Raw genomic sequence first — 15,234 nt, 5'->3', positions numbered from 1 at the left:
ATTGACGGATTGCACTTTACAACTCAGCACTCGGCCAAAGCTGCAACATCAAGGACCGGGGCTGGACGTGGCAAACGTCCTGCGATACCACCACACCCTCCGACACCTGGGTTTCGTAGCCGTCTAAAGACGCGGTGATGGTGTAGCTACCGGCTCGCTCCGCAGCGCCGTAGAACACGCATGACCCGAGACTGTCCCGGTAGTCAGCTGTTAGCGTTTCGGAGTAATCACCGTCCACCGCTACCACTTGGGCGTCGCAATTATCGATTGGCTGCATAAACTGACCGCTAACGTACACCTCAAGGCCATAGACAATCTGCTCAGTGCAGGCAATAGGGTCGCCTCCAATTGGTCCCTGCGGTGCGTCCGCTGCGCCCCATTGGCTAAACCAAATTTGGTTATCGTGGGCATAGTAAACAGCGTTGTCATGCAGCAGGCCGCGCCGCACACCACCGTTGTAATCATGGTGCGAATGAGTGGCCGCCTCGGCAATCAGCACCCCTTTGTCCTGCATAGTGCCTTGCTCAGAATCAAGCCCGTTCAGCTCAAGCATTTGCAAGCCGCTGTACTGCCACTCGCTGTACTCACCACCGGCCGTGCCGTACACCGATACGGGGAAGGAAACACGCACCGCGCCTTCACCCGCTTCCAGTAGGTTGAGGGCACGCAGATCATAGAGCGCTTCGCTATGACTGTATCTGTCGCCGATAAGCATCTCACCCACCAACTGTGGAGTGCCACCGCTCACTTTCACCAACTGGGTTTTTATCCCCTGCGTCCAACCGGTTTCACCGTCCGCGTCCTGTCCCAGGGTAAACAAGTAGTTCTCGTTAATGGGGTGTATATAAGTCGCAAAGCCAGGCACCTCGAGCTCACCGGTAATCTTAGGATCGAGGCTATCGGACAAATCGAGAACGTACAGTGGATCAACACGGCGGAAAGTCACCACATAGGCACGATCACCGTCAAAGCGCACAGCAAAAATGTCTTCATCCGGCTTACCAATGGGAGCAGGTCGCTCGGCATTCGGCAGCTGGGCCACCGGTGCCAATACATTGCCCGATTGCCGCAAAATGTACAGGTGATGAGAAATACCGTCAGTGTGGTCTGTGGAGACAACCCGTAAATCCTCACCATGTTCGTTGACCCGGTAGGGTGCATCCCATCGAATCGACCCGGGCACACTGCCGGTCGCAGCGTAGGCCACCCCACTCTCTTCCAGCGAGAATTTATGAATCACGGTTTTTTCGTTTTCTTGCCAGAGGGTGCCGGTCAGGTAGAGCGCGTTCTGGCTCATGGTGAGCGAATCCACCCCGGTGCTCAGGCATTCGCTGGACACAATAGACTGACCGCTTAAGTCGATGGCGGTAATGTTCACCATCGAGTGGAAACCATGGATATCCTGTGTGTCTTCCTGGGTATAACACGCTACGCTTAACGGCGCCTCAGCACTGCCCTGACGATACTTGGGGAGCAAGTCGGCGAGCTTCGCATCGGCCAGGGCGGCTTCATTTGCCGTGCGTGAATCGGACGAGGAGCGCTCTATTTCAAGCGGGAAAAACCAAGGGTCGTAGCGCGTAATCAGGTAAAGCGTATTGCCGATTCGCCGGCTATCGATCAAGCTGCCATCAAGACTGATGGTGTTGGTTAAACTGGGCGAAGACGGCGTGTTAACGTCAATAAACTCCACACGCACCTGGCTGTTCACAGGGCCCGGCCAGATCTCCAGAGAATCATTCGAGACAAACGACGGAACAGCGCCGGGCATAACCCCCTCAATGCTGCCCCATTGTGAGCGCAGCGCCACCACATGGCTGGCGACCTCGCCATCCTTTTGCAGATAAATCGCCGTGGCACTGCCCCACTGCTGAGCTTCGAAACTAAAGGTACCCACGACGCTCGCATCGGGCACCGCAGGGTCGGTTGCAACGAGTTGCAATCCGGGCAACTCACCGTTATAGCTTGAGGGCTCATAGGCGACAAACCAGTGCCGTCCATCGTACTTGACACTATCGGCCTCATCGACGCCAGCAATGTGCACATTGGTTTGCGAGTAGTTACCGCCGCCGTCAGCCTCCGGTGCCCCTGCCGAAAAGTCCAAGTCATCGTTGTTGCTCGGATAATGGGTATAGCCATAACCGCTGGTTTGCAGCCGCAAGCCGTTTTTGACAAAGCGTTCAAAGGCCTCGCCCTCAAGCCGGGTGAGCCCCGCCTCGGTAGGCTCAATTGGTTTAAGCGCAGCGTAGTTCACTTCGGGCGCACCCGGGTCAACGGGGCCGGCATTGTCCGATGTATTCGATGAAGATCCACCGCAAGCGGCGAGCCCGGCCGTCATGGCCACCATTATTAACAACGCACGCATAGAAACCTCCCCTGGAAAAGCGCAATGTATTTTGCATAGCTTAACCAAAGCCGCCAAAGTTTCTGTGTGATTTTGTTAATGCCCGGAGCAGGTAAAGAGATGGCGCCAGAAGGCGCCATTATCAGCCAGTCAAAGCCGTTTATTACAAATCCATTAAAAATTGCTCCAACGCCTGACGCGTGCTACTTGAGGCGCTGTTATACGCCGCCTTGGCATCGCTCGCGGCGCCATTGTGGCGCTGTATTGCCTCGTCAACCGAGCCGGCCATACCATCGTGCATTAAGCTCAAGGCGCCAGAATTGCCGCTGGACACATAGGCAGACAGCCCCAGCCCCCACAGCGGAGCCGTGCGAAACTCACCCTCACCAAGGTCGTGCAAAAGCAAGTCGGTAAAGGGATGAATGGTTTGTCCAGCCACTTCAGAGAAACGGGCCGTACTTGCGGTAGTGACCGTGGGCTTGTGACAGTCGGCGCAGCCAAAACTCTCAAAGCTAGCCAGACCCGGCGAGGCGACAAGATTGGCTCGCGAAACCGGCACGGCAACCAGAGAGGAGTAAGCGACCAGGTCATCAAGCTCGGCCTGCGTAATTTCGGCGGGACCGAAATCATCAATACCTGTGCCCACCCCCATATCGTCATGCAGAGCTTTAGCCACCTGGTGCTCGACTGTAGCGGTATCGGCGCGCCAGCCAAAGCGGCCAATCCGCTGCTCACCTCGATGCGTCACTCGGCTCACGGCCCCACCATTGTCTAACGCCCAAGCTTCGATTTGGCTATCGGGAATGGCCTCAAGTAAACCCAAACCAATCATTTTTGGCGGCACAACAATCTGACCCGGCTGCATCTGGCCGACGCTGTTATTGGTGTGACACTCGGTACAGCTCGTCTGTATGGCATTGGTCGCCTTACCCGCCATGGACGGAAACGGCAAGTTGCCGCCAATGGCTTGGGGACCCGGCATAAACTGCTCAATATGAGCTCCGGATGCAAAATCCGTGTGGAATAGCCGACGCCCTTCAAGCCAATCCTGAATATTGTCTGGCCCCATGTTGTAGGCGTGCTGCATAAACGACAAACGCCGCTGAGGCCCACCGGTTTCGGACAAATGTGGCACTGTGGTATCGCCGCCCAATTTAGCAAAAGCATCGTTTACCCCCACAGGCCCGATCGCCGGATCCTGATTATTCACAACAAACCCCTCTCCAAGCACATAGCGGAAAGTCTGGCCATAGTAATTGACGTTATCACCGGTCACTTGAGCCCGGTCGAAATTAATAGTGACCTCAAACTCTAGTTGAGCACCATGAAAGAAATCCCGAGGAATATTGCTGTCGGGGCGCATGACCGCCTGCCAGGCGGTGGCACTGGCACGCTGAGCCTGAGATGCACTGCACGCAGGGACCACACTCCCGTTTGGCAGAATCAGGTCCATGACATAGCCGTAGTAGAAGTTGGTCTCGTCACCGTAAATTTTATGGTAGCGAAAGTTGGGCGATTGCTGATTGCAGTCTTTATTGTTCCCGCCGGCATCGGTCATGGACAGGGGCACGGCGCTGTCCAGTCGCACCACCACACAGGGGTCGGTAGTGCCGCACGCTCCCAAACGCTGGCTGGCTGCCTCGACGCGCGTGTAATCACGCAGCTCAAGGGCGCCGAATCTAGCCCGCCAGTACTCCACGTTATAGTTGTTAAAGTCGTTGCCTGAGAGCTCGTGACGCACTCGGTATCGTTCGGCTACATTGGCTACCACTACGCCATTGTCCACGTGCACTCCGCCGGCACTGCCAAAGCCGTTACCGGCACCACTGCCATTATCTCCGCCGGTGCCGCCATCGTTCCCACTCCCTCCTGAACCGCCTGTCTGTGCACAGGGCGAGGTGTTGACACCGCCACCAGGTGTAAGACTCAGGGCATCGGCGATGCACTGACTGCTGGCATCGTCTTGAATTTTAAACTGCAGGTCATAGCGCTGCCCGGCAGTGACGCCAGCAAAAGTGTATTGATAGCGCCCGGACACCAAACTGGCGGCACGGCAATCACTGTTCAAACATAGATAGACCCAGCCGCCAGTTTGTCCGCCATCGGCGTGATAGACCGTACCGTCACTGTCCAGGCCAAACACCGAACCCGCTGTCGCTCCTCCGCCCACGGCCCCGGGCGCGACAGTTAATCGACCTGAGGCGCGCTCGCCACCGGTGTTGACGGCACTGACCACGAAATCGTAATCGACGCCGTTACTCAAGCCATTGATTGTGTAGGCGGTAGCGCTGGTTGTGGCACTGTTATCCAGAGCCGCCGTGGTGTATCCATAGTCGATCCGGTAGGAGCCGGCGCCGACCACACTGTTCCAGGAGAGCGCTACACTGCCATCGCTGGCATCGGCGTTTACCACAGGTGCCGCGGAGGGCAGCGCCACGCTGCTAGAACTGGAAGAACTGGAAGAACTGCTCGATGAGCTCGAACTGGACACACTGGAGCCAGTACCCGAAAGCAGTGCTGCGCAATCGACGTCCTGAAAGTCGTCGGAGCCCGGTCCTGGTAACCAATCCACACTAGCGTAGTTACCTTGGATACGCAGCGACACGGCGTCGCCTGTATCGCATTCAATCGCACTGGTATAGCCGTATTGCCACCGCCCACCACCCAAGTTTGTCTCCTGGGCGTTGCTGATTGTCGTGAACGACCATTGGCCGTTTTCATAGGCTGACAACCACATACCGCCGGACTTTTGTTCATTGAAGCTATATTCAAGGTGCAGACGGTCACCGTCGGTCAGGCTCACAGCAATGGGGTTGGCCGACACCTGCGCGGCCAACGCGGCTAAGACAAGCAATGCCATACCGAGAGAGTGTTTCAAAGACATAATCATTACCCTTAAATTATTGTTATCCGATCAGGCGGTGGGTCCACCCTGCCCGCTCTAAAAAACCTACGCAGCCGGTCATCGCCGGACAAGTTCGACTTTGCGCAACACCGGTTCCATCGCTCAAAGTCAAACCCGCTTTGTGCGAATATTCCCAGCGCGTCAAAGAACGCGCTGGGAAGCGCGGTTAGGGCAAACCGCAAGCCGTTGTGAAGGTGAACGTCTCGGCACCGGCAATAAACTGTCCCGGGGCCGGGTTTTGCTGCACCTTAAATTCGACGGCATAACTCTGACCCAAGCTGCCCTCCACCTCGCGGGTGAAAAAGCCGTTGGCACGGTTTGCCTGACGGCAATCACCATTGAGACACAGATAGCTCCAGCTGCCATTCCAACCGCGATCCTCGTGGTAGAGCACCATGGTCTGATCGTTACTGTAAGCAATACCAAAGTCCGTACAGTCGCTGCCTCCCGGCTCCACAGGATTTTCGGGATCAACGGGCGGCGTGACGACAGCGACAAATTCTACCCAGTTAACATTGAACTGACCGCCGATCACGCCCAGGCGCAACACTTGCTGTGCACCGCCGGCAACCTCCACCGCCGGCAGAGTTACCGTCTGCCAATTTTGCCAGGCACCGGTCTGGGGCACAGCCACAGTGCCCAAATTATCAGCACCCAGAGTCAGGCTCAGTGCGCGATTACCCGCAGGATTGGGTGTGGCCAAGCGGACCCGTATGTCGTAAGTGCCTGCGGCAACCGCGTCCAAAGTGTACTCCAGCCATTCGCCGTTTTCAGTCCAGCCGAGGTTCTGGCCGTTGTCATCGCTGGTGGCTTGTAAATCCACTGCCTCCGTGGGGCGCAGAGCGCCGCCGTTGTTGTCCGCATCCGCGTCGCTGTAGGCAATACCCGAGCCACCCAGATCAAAGTATTCCGCTTCGATCCGGCCGGGAATACTTTGGCTGGTGTAGGCCGCTTGCTGCGGGTTTGGGTTGGGGTCTGGGTCTGGTGCCGGGCCGGTACCACCGTCAGCGCCGGTCGCATAGAGCGACTGCGACACACGGTTATTGAAGCGATCAAGTATCAACGAATCGGCCTGCAACGAGGTCACTCCCCAGTAACCAGCTGCGCAGGCAGAGGCTCCCAGCGCACAATACCAGCGGCCCTGCGATTGCCAATCAGTATTGATGTAGGAGAAGGCGCGAACCTGATCGGCGTTCTGTTCAATCCAATCAAAGTAGTCCACAAAATACGCATCCCACATAGCCGCAGAGCTGGCAAAGCTCTGCGTATTGGTGCGTGCAGCAACGCAGCTGAAGGTGTTGGCCGCCAAATCAAAACCCTGGGGAGCCGACTCGGCAATCATGGCAGGCTTGCCGTGATCGCGAGCAAAATCCACCAGCGTATTTTGCAAGAGCCGCGGTGTGGTATCCGGTACAGTCCATGGCTTGGAGCCATCCTGACAGGACCATTGATAGTTGAGATAGTCGCTGCCAGCAAAGAATGAGATGCCCACCCAGTCGACAACATCATCACCCGGATACCAGTCGCTGTAATGCTGGTAGGGGTTGTTACCCGCATCAAAATGGTACGTGGCATCGCCGTTGTCAGGATAGGTCGCCGCCTGCCAGACGGTGGCAACATTGGTAGCGCCGATAGTATCAATGCGCTCGGCGATCCAGCGATAGGCCTGTTTGTAGAAGTCTTGGTTGTAACAATTCCAAGGACCATCGAACTCGTAGCCTATTCGCAGATAGACCGCGCGGCCCTGACTTTTAAAATACTGCAACATGCGGTCGATGGCGTAGCGGTATTGATAGGTCAAAGAAGTAGGGTCGCTGGCACTGCCGACGTCAGTGTCAGCTGTGCCGGCAATGGCCCGCAGCGGCTGATTACCGCAGTTGGCCCACTCATCCGACAAGTAGAGGCCAACGGCCAGTGCCACCGGTTCACCAGTGGCCAAGGCGTCGTAGTCACCCAGAGTTTCTGCAAAATTGACTTCGCCATTGGCCGTATCTACCGGAGGTCCCTCTATACCGCTGACATAGAGACTTGCATTGTCCGGTGCTGTGTTGCCGTGAATTTCAGTCGGCAAAATGGAAGTGTAGAGCGTGACCCCGCCAGGCACGGGCGCGCTGCTGCCGCTTTGGCTCAAGACCTGATTTTTGTAATCGCGCAGGGTCGTGGTGTCCTGGCCCAGAATATAGAGGACTTTGTCATCGGCGGGCAGATTCACCGCGCCCGAGTCAATCGCCGCACCGGCGCTGGCGGTGCAAAGCACCGGCAATGCCGCGGCAAGTTTCAGGAATCTATACATTATTGTCACCTGTTGTGGCGTCCTTGAGTGAGAATGAGGCGTGCCCTTCCCAGGCTCGCGTATACTGAGAAAACCACAATGGTGATTTGGTGGCCAGTTTGACTGTCTGAACTAAAAAAGGAGTTTGTTTTTACCGCCGGGGGAAGAAAGAGAACAACACGAACAAGCCCTGAAAATCGCACCCTGCCTGCTCTGGCGGCCAAGAAGCCTCTAAGGGAACGGTCCCGATAGCGGCGTGGGGTTCGAACCTTGCGAGCAAACTCGAACTCGGTTTCAACTTTATGCGCGCTATTGATCTGCCGCGCGGTACTGCGTCGGTGTCATGCCCGTTGCTTTGCGGAACAACGTAAAAAAGGAAGACTTGGAGCGAAAGCCGACGGATTCGTAAATCTCTTGCACCGACTTGTCCTGCCAGCCGGGTGAGCGCAAACGGATCTGAACCTGCTCCAGGCGGTAGTCGTTGATAAACTCGAAAAAGTTTTTGTGGAAATAGTGGTTGATCAAATGAGAAAGCTGGCGCGGAGGCATATCCAGCTGCCCAGCCAGCCGCTCTATGTTCAACCGCGGTTTGGCATAAAGCGCCTCAGCACGCATACGTTGGTCGAGCTCGCGCAGCATTTCACCTGTGGGCGGCAAAGCATCACTGCGCGGCTCTCCCCACTCGGGCTCCTCGGTCACCTTTTCCATTCGCCGCGCGTATAAAAGCCCAGCGACAATCACAAAACTGACCATGATCAGCTCGACAATACTCGGCAAGTGAGTAATTACCTCCTGCACCACCCAAGGCGCCGTGTGGTAGGTAAAAGGCGGGAGCACCTGCATACACCAGATAAACAAGAAGCCCCAGGCGAAAAACTTCAGCCAGAGAAAGTCCAGGCTCTCAACAGTGCAAAACTGGTCTTTCAGGCGCTCAGAGTAACGCCGTATGACCGCCATACTCGCCAGACCATAGGCCGTGGAAACAATGAAACCCACAGCCCCAACCAATACAAAGGGGCGCCACAACCATAGCTCCAGCGTCTCATTCCATAACACCAGGCTCAGACTACTCGCCACTGCCCAAAGGCCCAGAGGGAGCAAATCCATGAACCGAAAGCGGTGGCGGCCAAAGGTGAGCGCACGCAAATAATGAAAGAGCAAAGGCCCCTGCAAGTAGAAAACTAGTGCCGGGGGCGCAAAACTCCACTGCCCCAGGTGCGACAGAATCCCGGAAAGATAAGGGTTGTAGGTCAGAAAAAACGCCAGCTGACCCAGCCCTATGGAGGCGACAAACAAGGATAACAAGTGATGACTGGCCGACTTCTCGCGTCGGCACTGCAAGAGCACCGCAAAAATCAAGCACTGAAGTGCCGTCATCCAGAGGGTGAAATCGTACAGATTGAACAGCGGCCTGTTCAGCGTCTCAAGAAATTGCATGGCTGTGTTCACACGAGCCCGATGGACGGGGTGTTATTTTTATCCTTCGTGAGGCGCGCTGATGATGGCGGGCAGACCACCGCTCCCTTAGGCAGGCACCGATAGACAACCCTCTTAGTGTTAACGTTAACAAAGAAAAAAGCAAGGTCGAGAGCACCCATGCCCCGCATCCGACCTGAAAACCATACCGGTGAACGCCTTCTGCCGCACCGGTGGATGCCTGGGCCAAAACTAAGGCCAAGGCTTTAATTTTTAGGGGAAATGGTTCGAGGCACGGTGCCGAGCCGACAGTTGAGCGAGGTGCTATCAGGGCAGAGCGCCTAAGGAGTCGATACGGACCGGGCGTTTTGCGCCCTTTTCCAACTCCAGTAACCCCTCAACCCCAAGAGAACCCCCGTGATGGCGCCGTATACCGCCGCTTCGAAGTAGCTGGAACGGATCTGCCAAAATACGTGCACCCAACCGAGCGATAGCGCCAAGTAAGCTAGGCGGTGTAACGGTTGCCAACGCTTGCCAAGGCGTCTCATCATCGCTTTGGTCGAAGTGACACCCAAGGCGATGAGAATCAGAACCGCCGGAAAGCCCGCGGTAATGTAGGGTCGTTTGACCAATTCAGCGGCAAAGCGCGAGAAGTCCAGACCGAGAATAAACACAAGATAGGCCGCCAGGTGACAAAGCGCATAAAAGAGTGCGAAGAGCCCGAGCATCCGCCGGTGCGTCATTAGCCAGCGCCATTTTGCCAAGCGTACCAAAGGCGTGACCGACAAAGTCATGAACAGAAAATACAGGGTCCACTCGCCGGTAAATAATACGATGGTTTTGGCCGGGTCCGCCCCCAGTTGCTGGGTAATGGCTCGGTAAGTTATCCAGGCAAACGGCAGGAGTGAAGCGGCCGCGATACCCAGTCGACGCCAGAGTACTGCCACCATTTTCACCGCCTAATAGTACTTTCTCAGGTCCATGCCTTTGTACAAGTGCGCCACCTGCTCGCCGTAACCGTTAAACATTTGGGTGTCGATAATGTTCGGGCTAAACAAGCCGCTCGGTAGGCGCCGCTCACTTGCCTGCGACCAGCGCGGGTGGCTGACCTTGGGATTCACGTTAGCGTAAAAGCCGTACTCGTTGGGCGCGCTGATGTTCCAACTGGTAGGCGGCTCTTTTTCGGTGAATTCAATCTTGACGATGGATTTAATACTTTTAAACCCGTACTTCCAGGGCACCACAAGGCGCAGTGGCGCACCATTTTGATTGGGCAGCACCTTGCCATACAAGCCCACCGCCAAGAGGGTGAGCGGGTTCATGGCCTCGTCCATCCGCAGCCCTTCGCGATAGGGCCAGTCGATGGTGCTGAACGCGCTGCCCTGGGCGCGCATTTGCTCGGGGGCATAGAGCGTCTCAAACGCGACATACTTAGCTTTACTGCTGGGCTGAAACTGCTTGAGCAACTCGCCAAGTTCAAACCCCACCCAGGGAATCACCATGGACCAGGCCTCGACGCAGCGCAGACGGTAGACCCGCTCGGTCAAGGTCACTTTGCCGAGCAAGTCCTCCAGGTTAAAGCGTCCGGTTTTTTCCGCGTGACCGGCAATTTCCACCTTCCACGGGTGAGGCTTGAGCGCTGAGGCGTGTTTGGCCGGATCGGACTTGTCGTAGCCAAACTCGTAGAAATTGTTGTAGCTGGTGACATGCTCGTAGGGGGTAAGTTTATCTTCCACAGGCGTTTGCTGCGCCTGGGCCTCCTCGATACGCTGCGAAAGCCAGGCCGGACCGGTTTGCACAGGTGCATCGGCCACAAAGCTGGGCTTGGCACCTGCCAGGGGCGCCGCCGCCAATGCACCGCCAGCCAGTGCCATGCGCATAAACCGGCGCCGGTCGCGGTAGACCGCCTCGGGGGTCACATCGTTTTCAGATACGGATTCCGTCTGTTTGATTAACATAAGCCCTCTTGGTTGACGTCTACGACCGGCAGCTAAGCACCGTCCGGCGCTCAATGTATGATAGACCTGCGACAGGCGGATTTGTTACAACCTGAGTTTGGATATACGATGAGCCCACTTTTACCGATGTGCGCATCTTATGGCCACTGACATCACATCCGAATTGCAACAGGTGTACAAGGCGCACTCCCGGCGAGTGCTGGCCACCCTTATCCGGCTGCTCAGGGACTTTGACCTGGCCGAGGAGGCGCTACACGAGGCCTTTACCTGCGCTCTGGAGCAGTGGCCGCGCGACGGCATACCGGACAACCCCACCGCCTGGCTGGTCTCCACCGGCCGCTTTAAAGCCATTGACCAAATACGCCGCCAGCGGCGCTTTGCCGGTATGCAGCACTTGCTTGATGAAGCGCCAATCGATCCTCAAGAGGCACCGTTCAGCGATGATGACCGCCTGCCGGACGATCGTCTGCGCCTTATTTTTACCTGCTGCCACCCAAGCCTGAACCCACAAGCCCGCACAGCCCTCACCCTGCGCGAGGTGTGCGACCTGACCACTGAAGAGATCGCCGCCGCCTTTCTCACCAAACCGGCCACCATTGCTCAGCGCATCGTTCGTGCCAAGCGCAAAATTCAGTCCGCCGCCATTCCCTATGAAGTGCCGGGGCCTTCCGAGCTGCCAGGGCGGCTCGACTCTGTGTTGCAAGTTATCTATTTGGTGTTTAACGAGGGCTACAGCGCCAGCAGTGGCAGCGATCTGGTGCGCCGTCACTTGGCCGGCGAGGGCATCCGTTTGTGCCGGCTGGTACTGGAGCTCTTGCCCCAGGCCGAAGTGCGCGGCCTGCTGGCACTTATGCTGCTGCAACACTCAAGACGCGACGCCCGCTACGATAAGGACGGGGATATCATCCTGCTGGAAGATCAAGACCGCTCCCTCTGGCAAACGGGCGAGATCGCCGAGGGCTGCGCCTTGGTGCGCCGCGCTTTGACTGGCCCGACCTCCGGCCCCTACGCCCTGCAGGCTGCCATTGCCGCCATTCACGCTGAAGCGCCGAGCTGGTCAGACACCGATTGGCCGCAAATTGTCGGCCTCTACGATGCGCTGCTGGCGCGGCAGAACTCCCCAGTGATTGCCCTCAACCGGGCCGTTGCCAATGCGATGGTCGAGGGGCCCGATGCCGCACTCGCGGCCGTGGATAGGCTACTTGCTAATCCCGCTCTGGCGCAGTATTTCCCTGCCTTTGCCGCGCGCGCCGAGTTGCAGCGACGCCTTGGTCACTACGCCGATGCCGGGCACAGCTACCGGCGAGCACTGGAGCTCACCCACCAGGCGCCGGAGCGACGTTACATAGAGCGCCAGATGGCCGCGTGTCACCAGCGGTTATAAACACGACCTGTCAGGAAAAAATTTCTTCTCGGTGTCGATTCGACAGGTCGGCGGACGATAAAGCAGTAACCCTCTCGGCGATCAGCGGCTCACAAACCGTCGCCGAGCGCCCATTACCCAAACCGCCTGTTACCCAACTTGAGGAATACCCCATGAAGTATTTATGTCTGGTCTACAGCGACGAGCAAGACCTGCACGGCCTGCCCGAGAGCCCGAAGGACAGCGAATGCGCCGCCTACGCCGAGTCACTGGTACGCAGTGGCCACATGGTCGCGGGCGAAGCCCTGCAAAGTGTCCACACGGCCACCACGGTGCGGGTGCGCTCCGGTGAAGTGCAGATCACTGACGGTCCTTTTGCCGAAACCAAAGAACAGCTGGCCGGCTTTTACATGATTGAGGCACGCGATCTCAACGAGGCGCTGCGCATCGCCCAGGGCATTCCCCCGGCTCGGGTCGGTAGCATTGAGGTGCGCCCGGTCAGGCAATTGCAAGTGGATTAATAAGCAGATCATCGCTATTGATACTGTCGAAAAGCGGTGCTGGCGTTCGACAATGGATACAAAACAAGCACAACCACCCACCAAGGAGATTAGCGGATGAACGTCAACCCCTATGTGTTTTACGACGGCGACTGCGCCGAGGCTTTTACATTTTACAGCCAGTGCCTCGGCCTGCCGGTCGAGGCCATGATGCGCTACGGCGACACCCCCGGCGGCAGCCCGGTGGAGGCCAGCTGGGACGACAAAATCATGCACGCCTGCATTAACATTGGCGAGTCCATGCTCATGGCCTCCGATGCCCCACCCGGCAACTATCACCCCCCTCAGGGTATCAGCGTGGCACTGCAGGTGGACTCGGTGGCCGAGGCCGAGAGCGCCTACACCAAACTCAGCGCCGGCGGCGAGATTCACATGCCGCTGGAGAAAACGTTTTGGGCCGAACGTTTCGGATTGTTCACCGACAAGTTCGGCATTAAGTGGATGGTTAACTGCGATCCGCTGGATCAGGGGGCCTCATCATGAACACCGCCGAACACGAGATTCACACCCTAACCAAAACCTGGCTGGCGGCCTGCCGCGCCCTGGATATGGGAGGCATTATGGCCAACTACGCCGAGGATATTGTCTCCTATGACGCGGTGGTGGGCCTGAGATTTGTCGGCCTGGATGCCTACCGCGAGCACTGGAAAATGTGTGTGGAGCACTGCCCCGGGCCCATGGTCTTTGACATGCCCGAGCTTAGCATTGTCGCCAACGACTCACTCGGTATTTGTCACTCGTTGCTCAACTGCGGCGCCGAGGATAACGGCGAGCTTAAAACCTCCTGGATGCGCGCCACCATTTGCTGGCGCAAAACCGATCGTTGGCGGGTTTTTCACGAGCACTTTTCCGCGCCTTTTGATATGGACACGGGTCAAGCATTGTTCGACTTAACGCCCTAGTTCCCGTCCCAATAGGGCAGGTTTTGCTCGCGGGTGCCGACGTGTAAAAACATCTGTGGTTTGCCGTCGTCACCGGCGTACTGGGCCATAACGCCAAATTTGCCACTGTCGGGATACTCGGCAAGCTCTGGCGTTTTGCGTGTGCTCACCGCCAGAAACCGCAGCGGCTCACTGCCAGTATTAATAATCTGGTGAGCCGTTTCCGGCCCACCCGCCGGGCAGGCAATAATATCGCCACTGCGAATGGGGTGCTGATCCTCGCCCAGGCGCAACTGCCCCTCTCCGGCCAGGATAAAAAACATCTCCTCATTGACACGGTGACAGTGAAAGGGAAACGCGCTCTTTCCCGGCTCCACTTGCGTCACATTGTACCCAAGCTGACGCGCCCCCAGCTGCGCACCTATATAAGCCATGGTGGCTCCGTATTTTTCGCAGGCGGCCCCCTCGGGAGCCATACCCGGCGGCATCGGGGTGAGTGTCAACTCGCCTAAATTAATGATGGGCACTGGCATAGTCGGGCTCCTTGGCAATCACAGTGGTGTATTCGCAGGCAATGGCCGCGGCTTTTTTCCGCACCAATTCAATCAGCGGTGGCGGCGACAGCAGGCGCGCCTGGGGTAAAAAGCTCATCACCCGGCAAGCGGCCATCTCCAGGTCAGAGCTGGTAAAGCGCACGGTAACCGAACCGTCATCGTTCTGTGAAAGGCTATCCCAACAGCACGGGTGATCTCTCGCCATAAGCGCGTGTTCGGCGGGGAATTGCAAGGTCACATCAACCGGGGGCGCATCGCTGGTTGCCAAGCTGAAATAATCATCGGGATTAAAGTTCTCGGGGCGCGAAAAGCTCATGCCCGTGGCCCGCAGGCCCTCGATGCGGTCGACACGAAACGAGCGGATTTCTCCGCGCCTGTGGCAAAATGCAATGCAGTATTGCTGACCCCAGCTGTAGATCAGAGCGTAAGGATCTATGCAACGGCGCAGCGGATGAGCACTGCCGCGACTGCGGTAGACAATTTCCAGCTGCTGGCAGCGCTGGGTGGCACTGCACAAGGCCTGAAACCATTCTTCGTCCACACCCGGGTTCATACGCGGCAGTCCGCGCGTCAGCAAACTCGCGCGCGCCCAGTTGATATCGCGCAGCTGGTCATCGGGCAGCACACTTTCTATTTTGGTCATAGCGCTTTCTGCCGCCGGGCGAAACAGTTTGCCCCAGAGCCTCTCCACCATGGAAGTCCCCAGATACACCGCCACCGCCTCTTCAGCGGATAGCATTAACGGTGGCATACGATAGCCGCGCACCAGAGAATAGCCGCCCTGGGTCCCGCGCTCGGCGTAGACGGGCACGCCCATATCCTCGAGCATGGTGATATAGCGCTGAATGGTGCGCACGGAAACACCCAGCGAGCTGGCCAGCCTTGAGGCGGGCGTGTTCGGCTCGCGCTGGAGCAGCATAATCAGATTAATAAGACGAGTGGCGGTGTTGGCCATAATTCACTCTCTGCAAACCATACTCGGCG

General features: G+C 57.3%; 12 protein-coding genes. 4 read left to right on the top strand and 8 right to left on the bottom strand.

The annotated features are described in order from the left end of the window. Positions 1-16 precede the first annotated feature (16 nt). The 6 genes from QWI16_RS15745 to msrP form a co-directional block, all read right to left on the bottom strand. Positions 17-2,362 carry a beta-propeller domain-containing protein gene (locus QWI16_RS15745; RefSeq protein ID WP_302714549.1) on the bottom strand — a complete coding sequence of 782 codons (2,346 nt, stop codon included), beginning with the start codon at positions 2,360-2,362 and terminating at the stop codon, positions 17-19. 142 nt (positions 2,363-2,504) lie between these two features. After that, on the bottom strand, positions 2,505-5,225 hold the full coding sequence (locus tag QWI16_RS15740) for a di-heme oxidoredictase family protein (protein ID WP_302714548.1): 2,721 nt from the start codon (positions 5,223-5,225) through the stop codon (positions 2,505-2,507). A 187-nt stretch (positions 5,226-5,412) separates the two neighbouring features. Next, positions 5,413-7,539 carry a family 31 carbohydrate-binding protein gene (locus QWI16_RS15735; RefSeq protein WP_302714547.1) on the bottom strand — a complete coding sequence of 709 codons (2,127 nt, stop codon included), beginning with the start codon at positions 7,537-7,539 and terminating at the stop codon, positions 5,413-5,415. A gap of 288 nt (positions 7,540-7,827) precedes the next feature. Beyond that, positions 7,828-8,955, bottom strand: a complete 1,128-nt coding sequence (locus QWI16_RS15730; RefSeq protein WP_302714545.1) for a helix-turn-helix domain-containing protein — start codon at positions 8,953-8,955, stop codon at positions 7,828-7,830. A gap of 320 nt (positions 8,956-9,275) precedes the next feature. Then, complete coding sequence (gene msrQ / locus QWI16_RS15725; RefSeq protein ID WP_302714543.1) at positions 9,276-9,884, bottom strand: protein-methionine-sulfoxide reductase heme-binding subunit MsrQ; 609 nt, start codon at positions 9,882-9,884, stop codon at positions 9,276-9,278. Between the two features lie 9 nt (positions 9,885-9,893). Then, entirely contained in the window at positions 9,894-10,892 is a 999-nt protein-coding gene (gene msrP / locus QWI16_RS15720; protein WP_302714541.1) for a protein-methionine-sulfoxide reductase catalytic subunit MsrP, read from the bottom strand. Positions 10,893-11,031: 139 nt separating this feature from the next. Between msrP and QWI16_RS15715 the strand changes: the two genes are divergently transcribed. The 4 genes from QWI16_RS15715 (at position 11,032) to QWI16_RS15700 (ending at position 13,717) form a co-directional block, all read left to right on the top strand. Continuing rightward, positions 11,032-12,276, top strand: coding sequence for an RNA polymerase sigma factor (locus QWI16_RS15715; protein ID WP_302714539.1), 1,245 nt, complete (start codon positions 11,032-11,034; stop codon positions 12,274-12,276). A 152-nt stretch (positions 12,277-12,428) separates the two neighbouring features. Next, a complete protein-coding gene (locus tag QWI16_RS15710; RefSeq protein WP_302714536.1) occupies positions 12,429-12,776 on the top strand; it encodes a YciI family protein in 348 nt (115 codons plus the stop codon). 96 nt (positions 12,777-12,872) lie between these two features. After that, positions 12,873-13,298: a VOC family protein gene (locus QWI16_RS15705; RefSeq protein WP_302714534.1), complete on the top strand. Its 426-nt coding sequence runs from the start codon at positions 12,873-12,875 to the stop codon at positions 13,296-13,298. Further along, positions 13,295-13,717, top strand: coding sequence for a YybH family protein (locus tag QWI16_RS15700; RefSeq protein ID WP_302714529.1), 423 nt, complete (start codon positions 13,295-13,297; stop codon positions 13,715-13,717). Before QWI16_RS15705 ends, QWI16_RS15700 begins: the two co-directional genes overlap by 4 nt. On the opposite strand, the gene QWI16_RS15695 is transcribed toward QWI16_RS15700, so the two are convergent. Both QWI16_RS15695 and QWI16_RS15690 read right to left on the bottom strand, forming a co-directional pair. After that, the gene (locus QWI16_RS15695; RefSeq protein ID WP_302714527.1) at positions 13,714-14,229 is read right to left on the bottom strand and encodes a cupin domain-containing protein; all 516 of its coding nucleotides are present in this window, start codon (positions 14,227-14,229) and stop codon (positions 13,714-13,716) included. The two genes, QWI16_RS15700 and QWI16_RS15695, sit on opposite strands and share 4 nt — an antisense overlap. Beyond that, the gene (locus tag QWI16_RS15690; RefSeq protein WP_302714525.1) at positions 14,210-15,205 is read right to left on the bottom strand and encodes a helix-turn-helix transcriptional regulator; all 996 of its coding nucleotides are present in this window, start codon (positions 15,203-15,205) and stop codon (positions 14,210-14,212) included. The genes QWI16_RS15695 and QWI16_RS15690 overlap by 20 nt, the downstream gene beginning before the upstream one ends. Between the last annotated feature and the right edge of the window lie 29 nt (positions 15,206-15,234).

Source organism: Gilvimarinus algae, assembly GCF_030518215.1.
In the GTDB taxonomy this organism is placed as follows: Bacteria; Pseudomonadota; Gammaproteobacteria; order Pseudomonadales; family Cellvibrionaceae; genus Gilvimarinus; species Gilvimarinus algae.
Note: the sequence above shows the minus strand (reverse complement) of the source record. Positions and strands in the feature narration are given on the sequence as shown.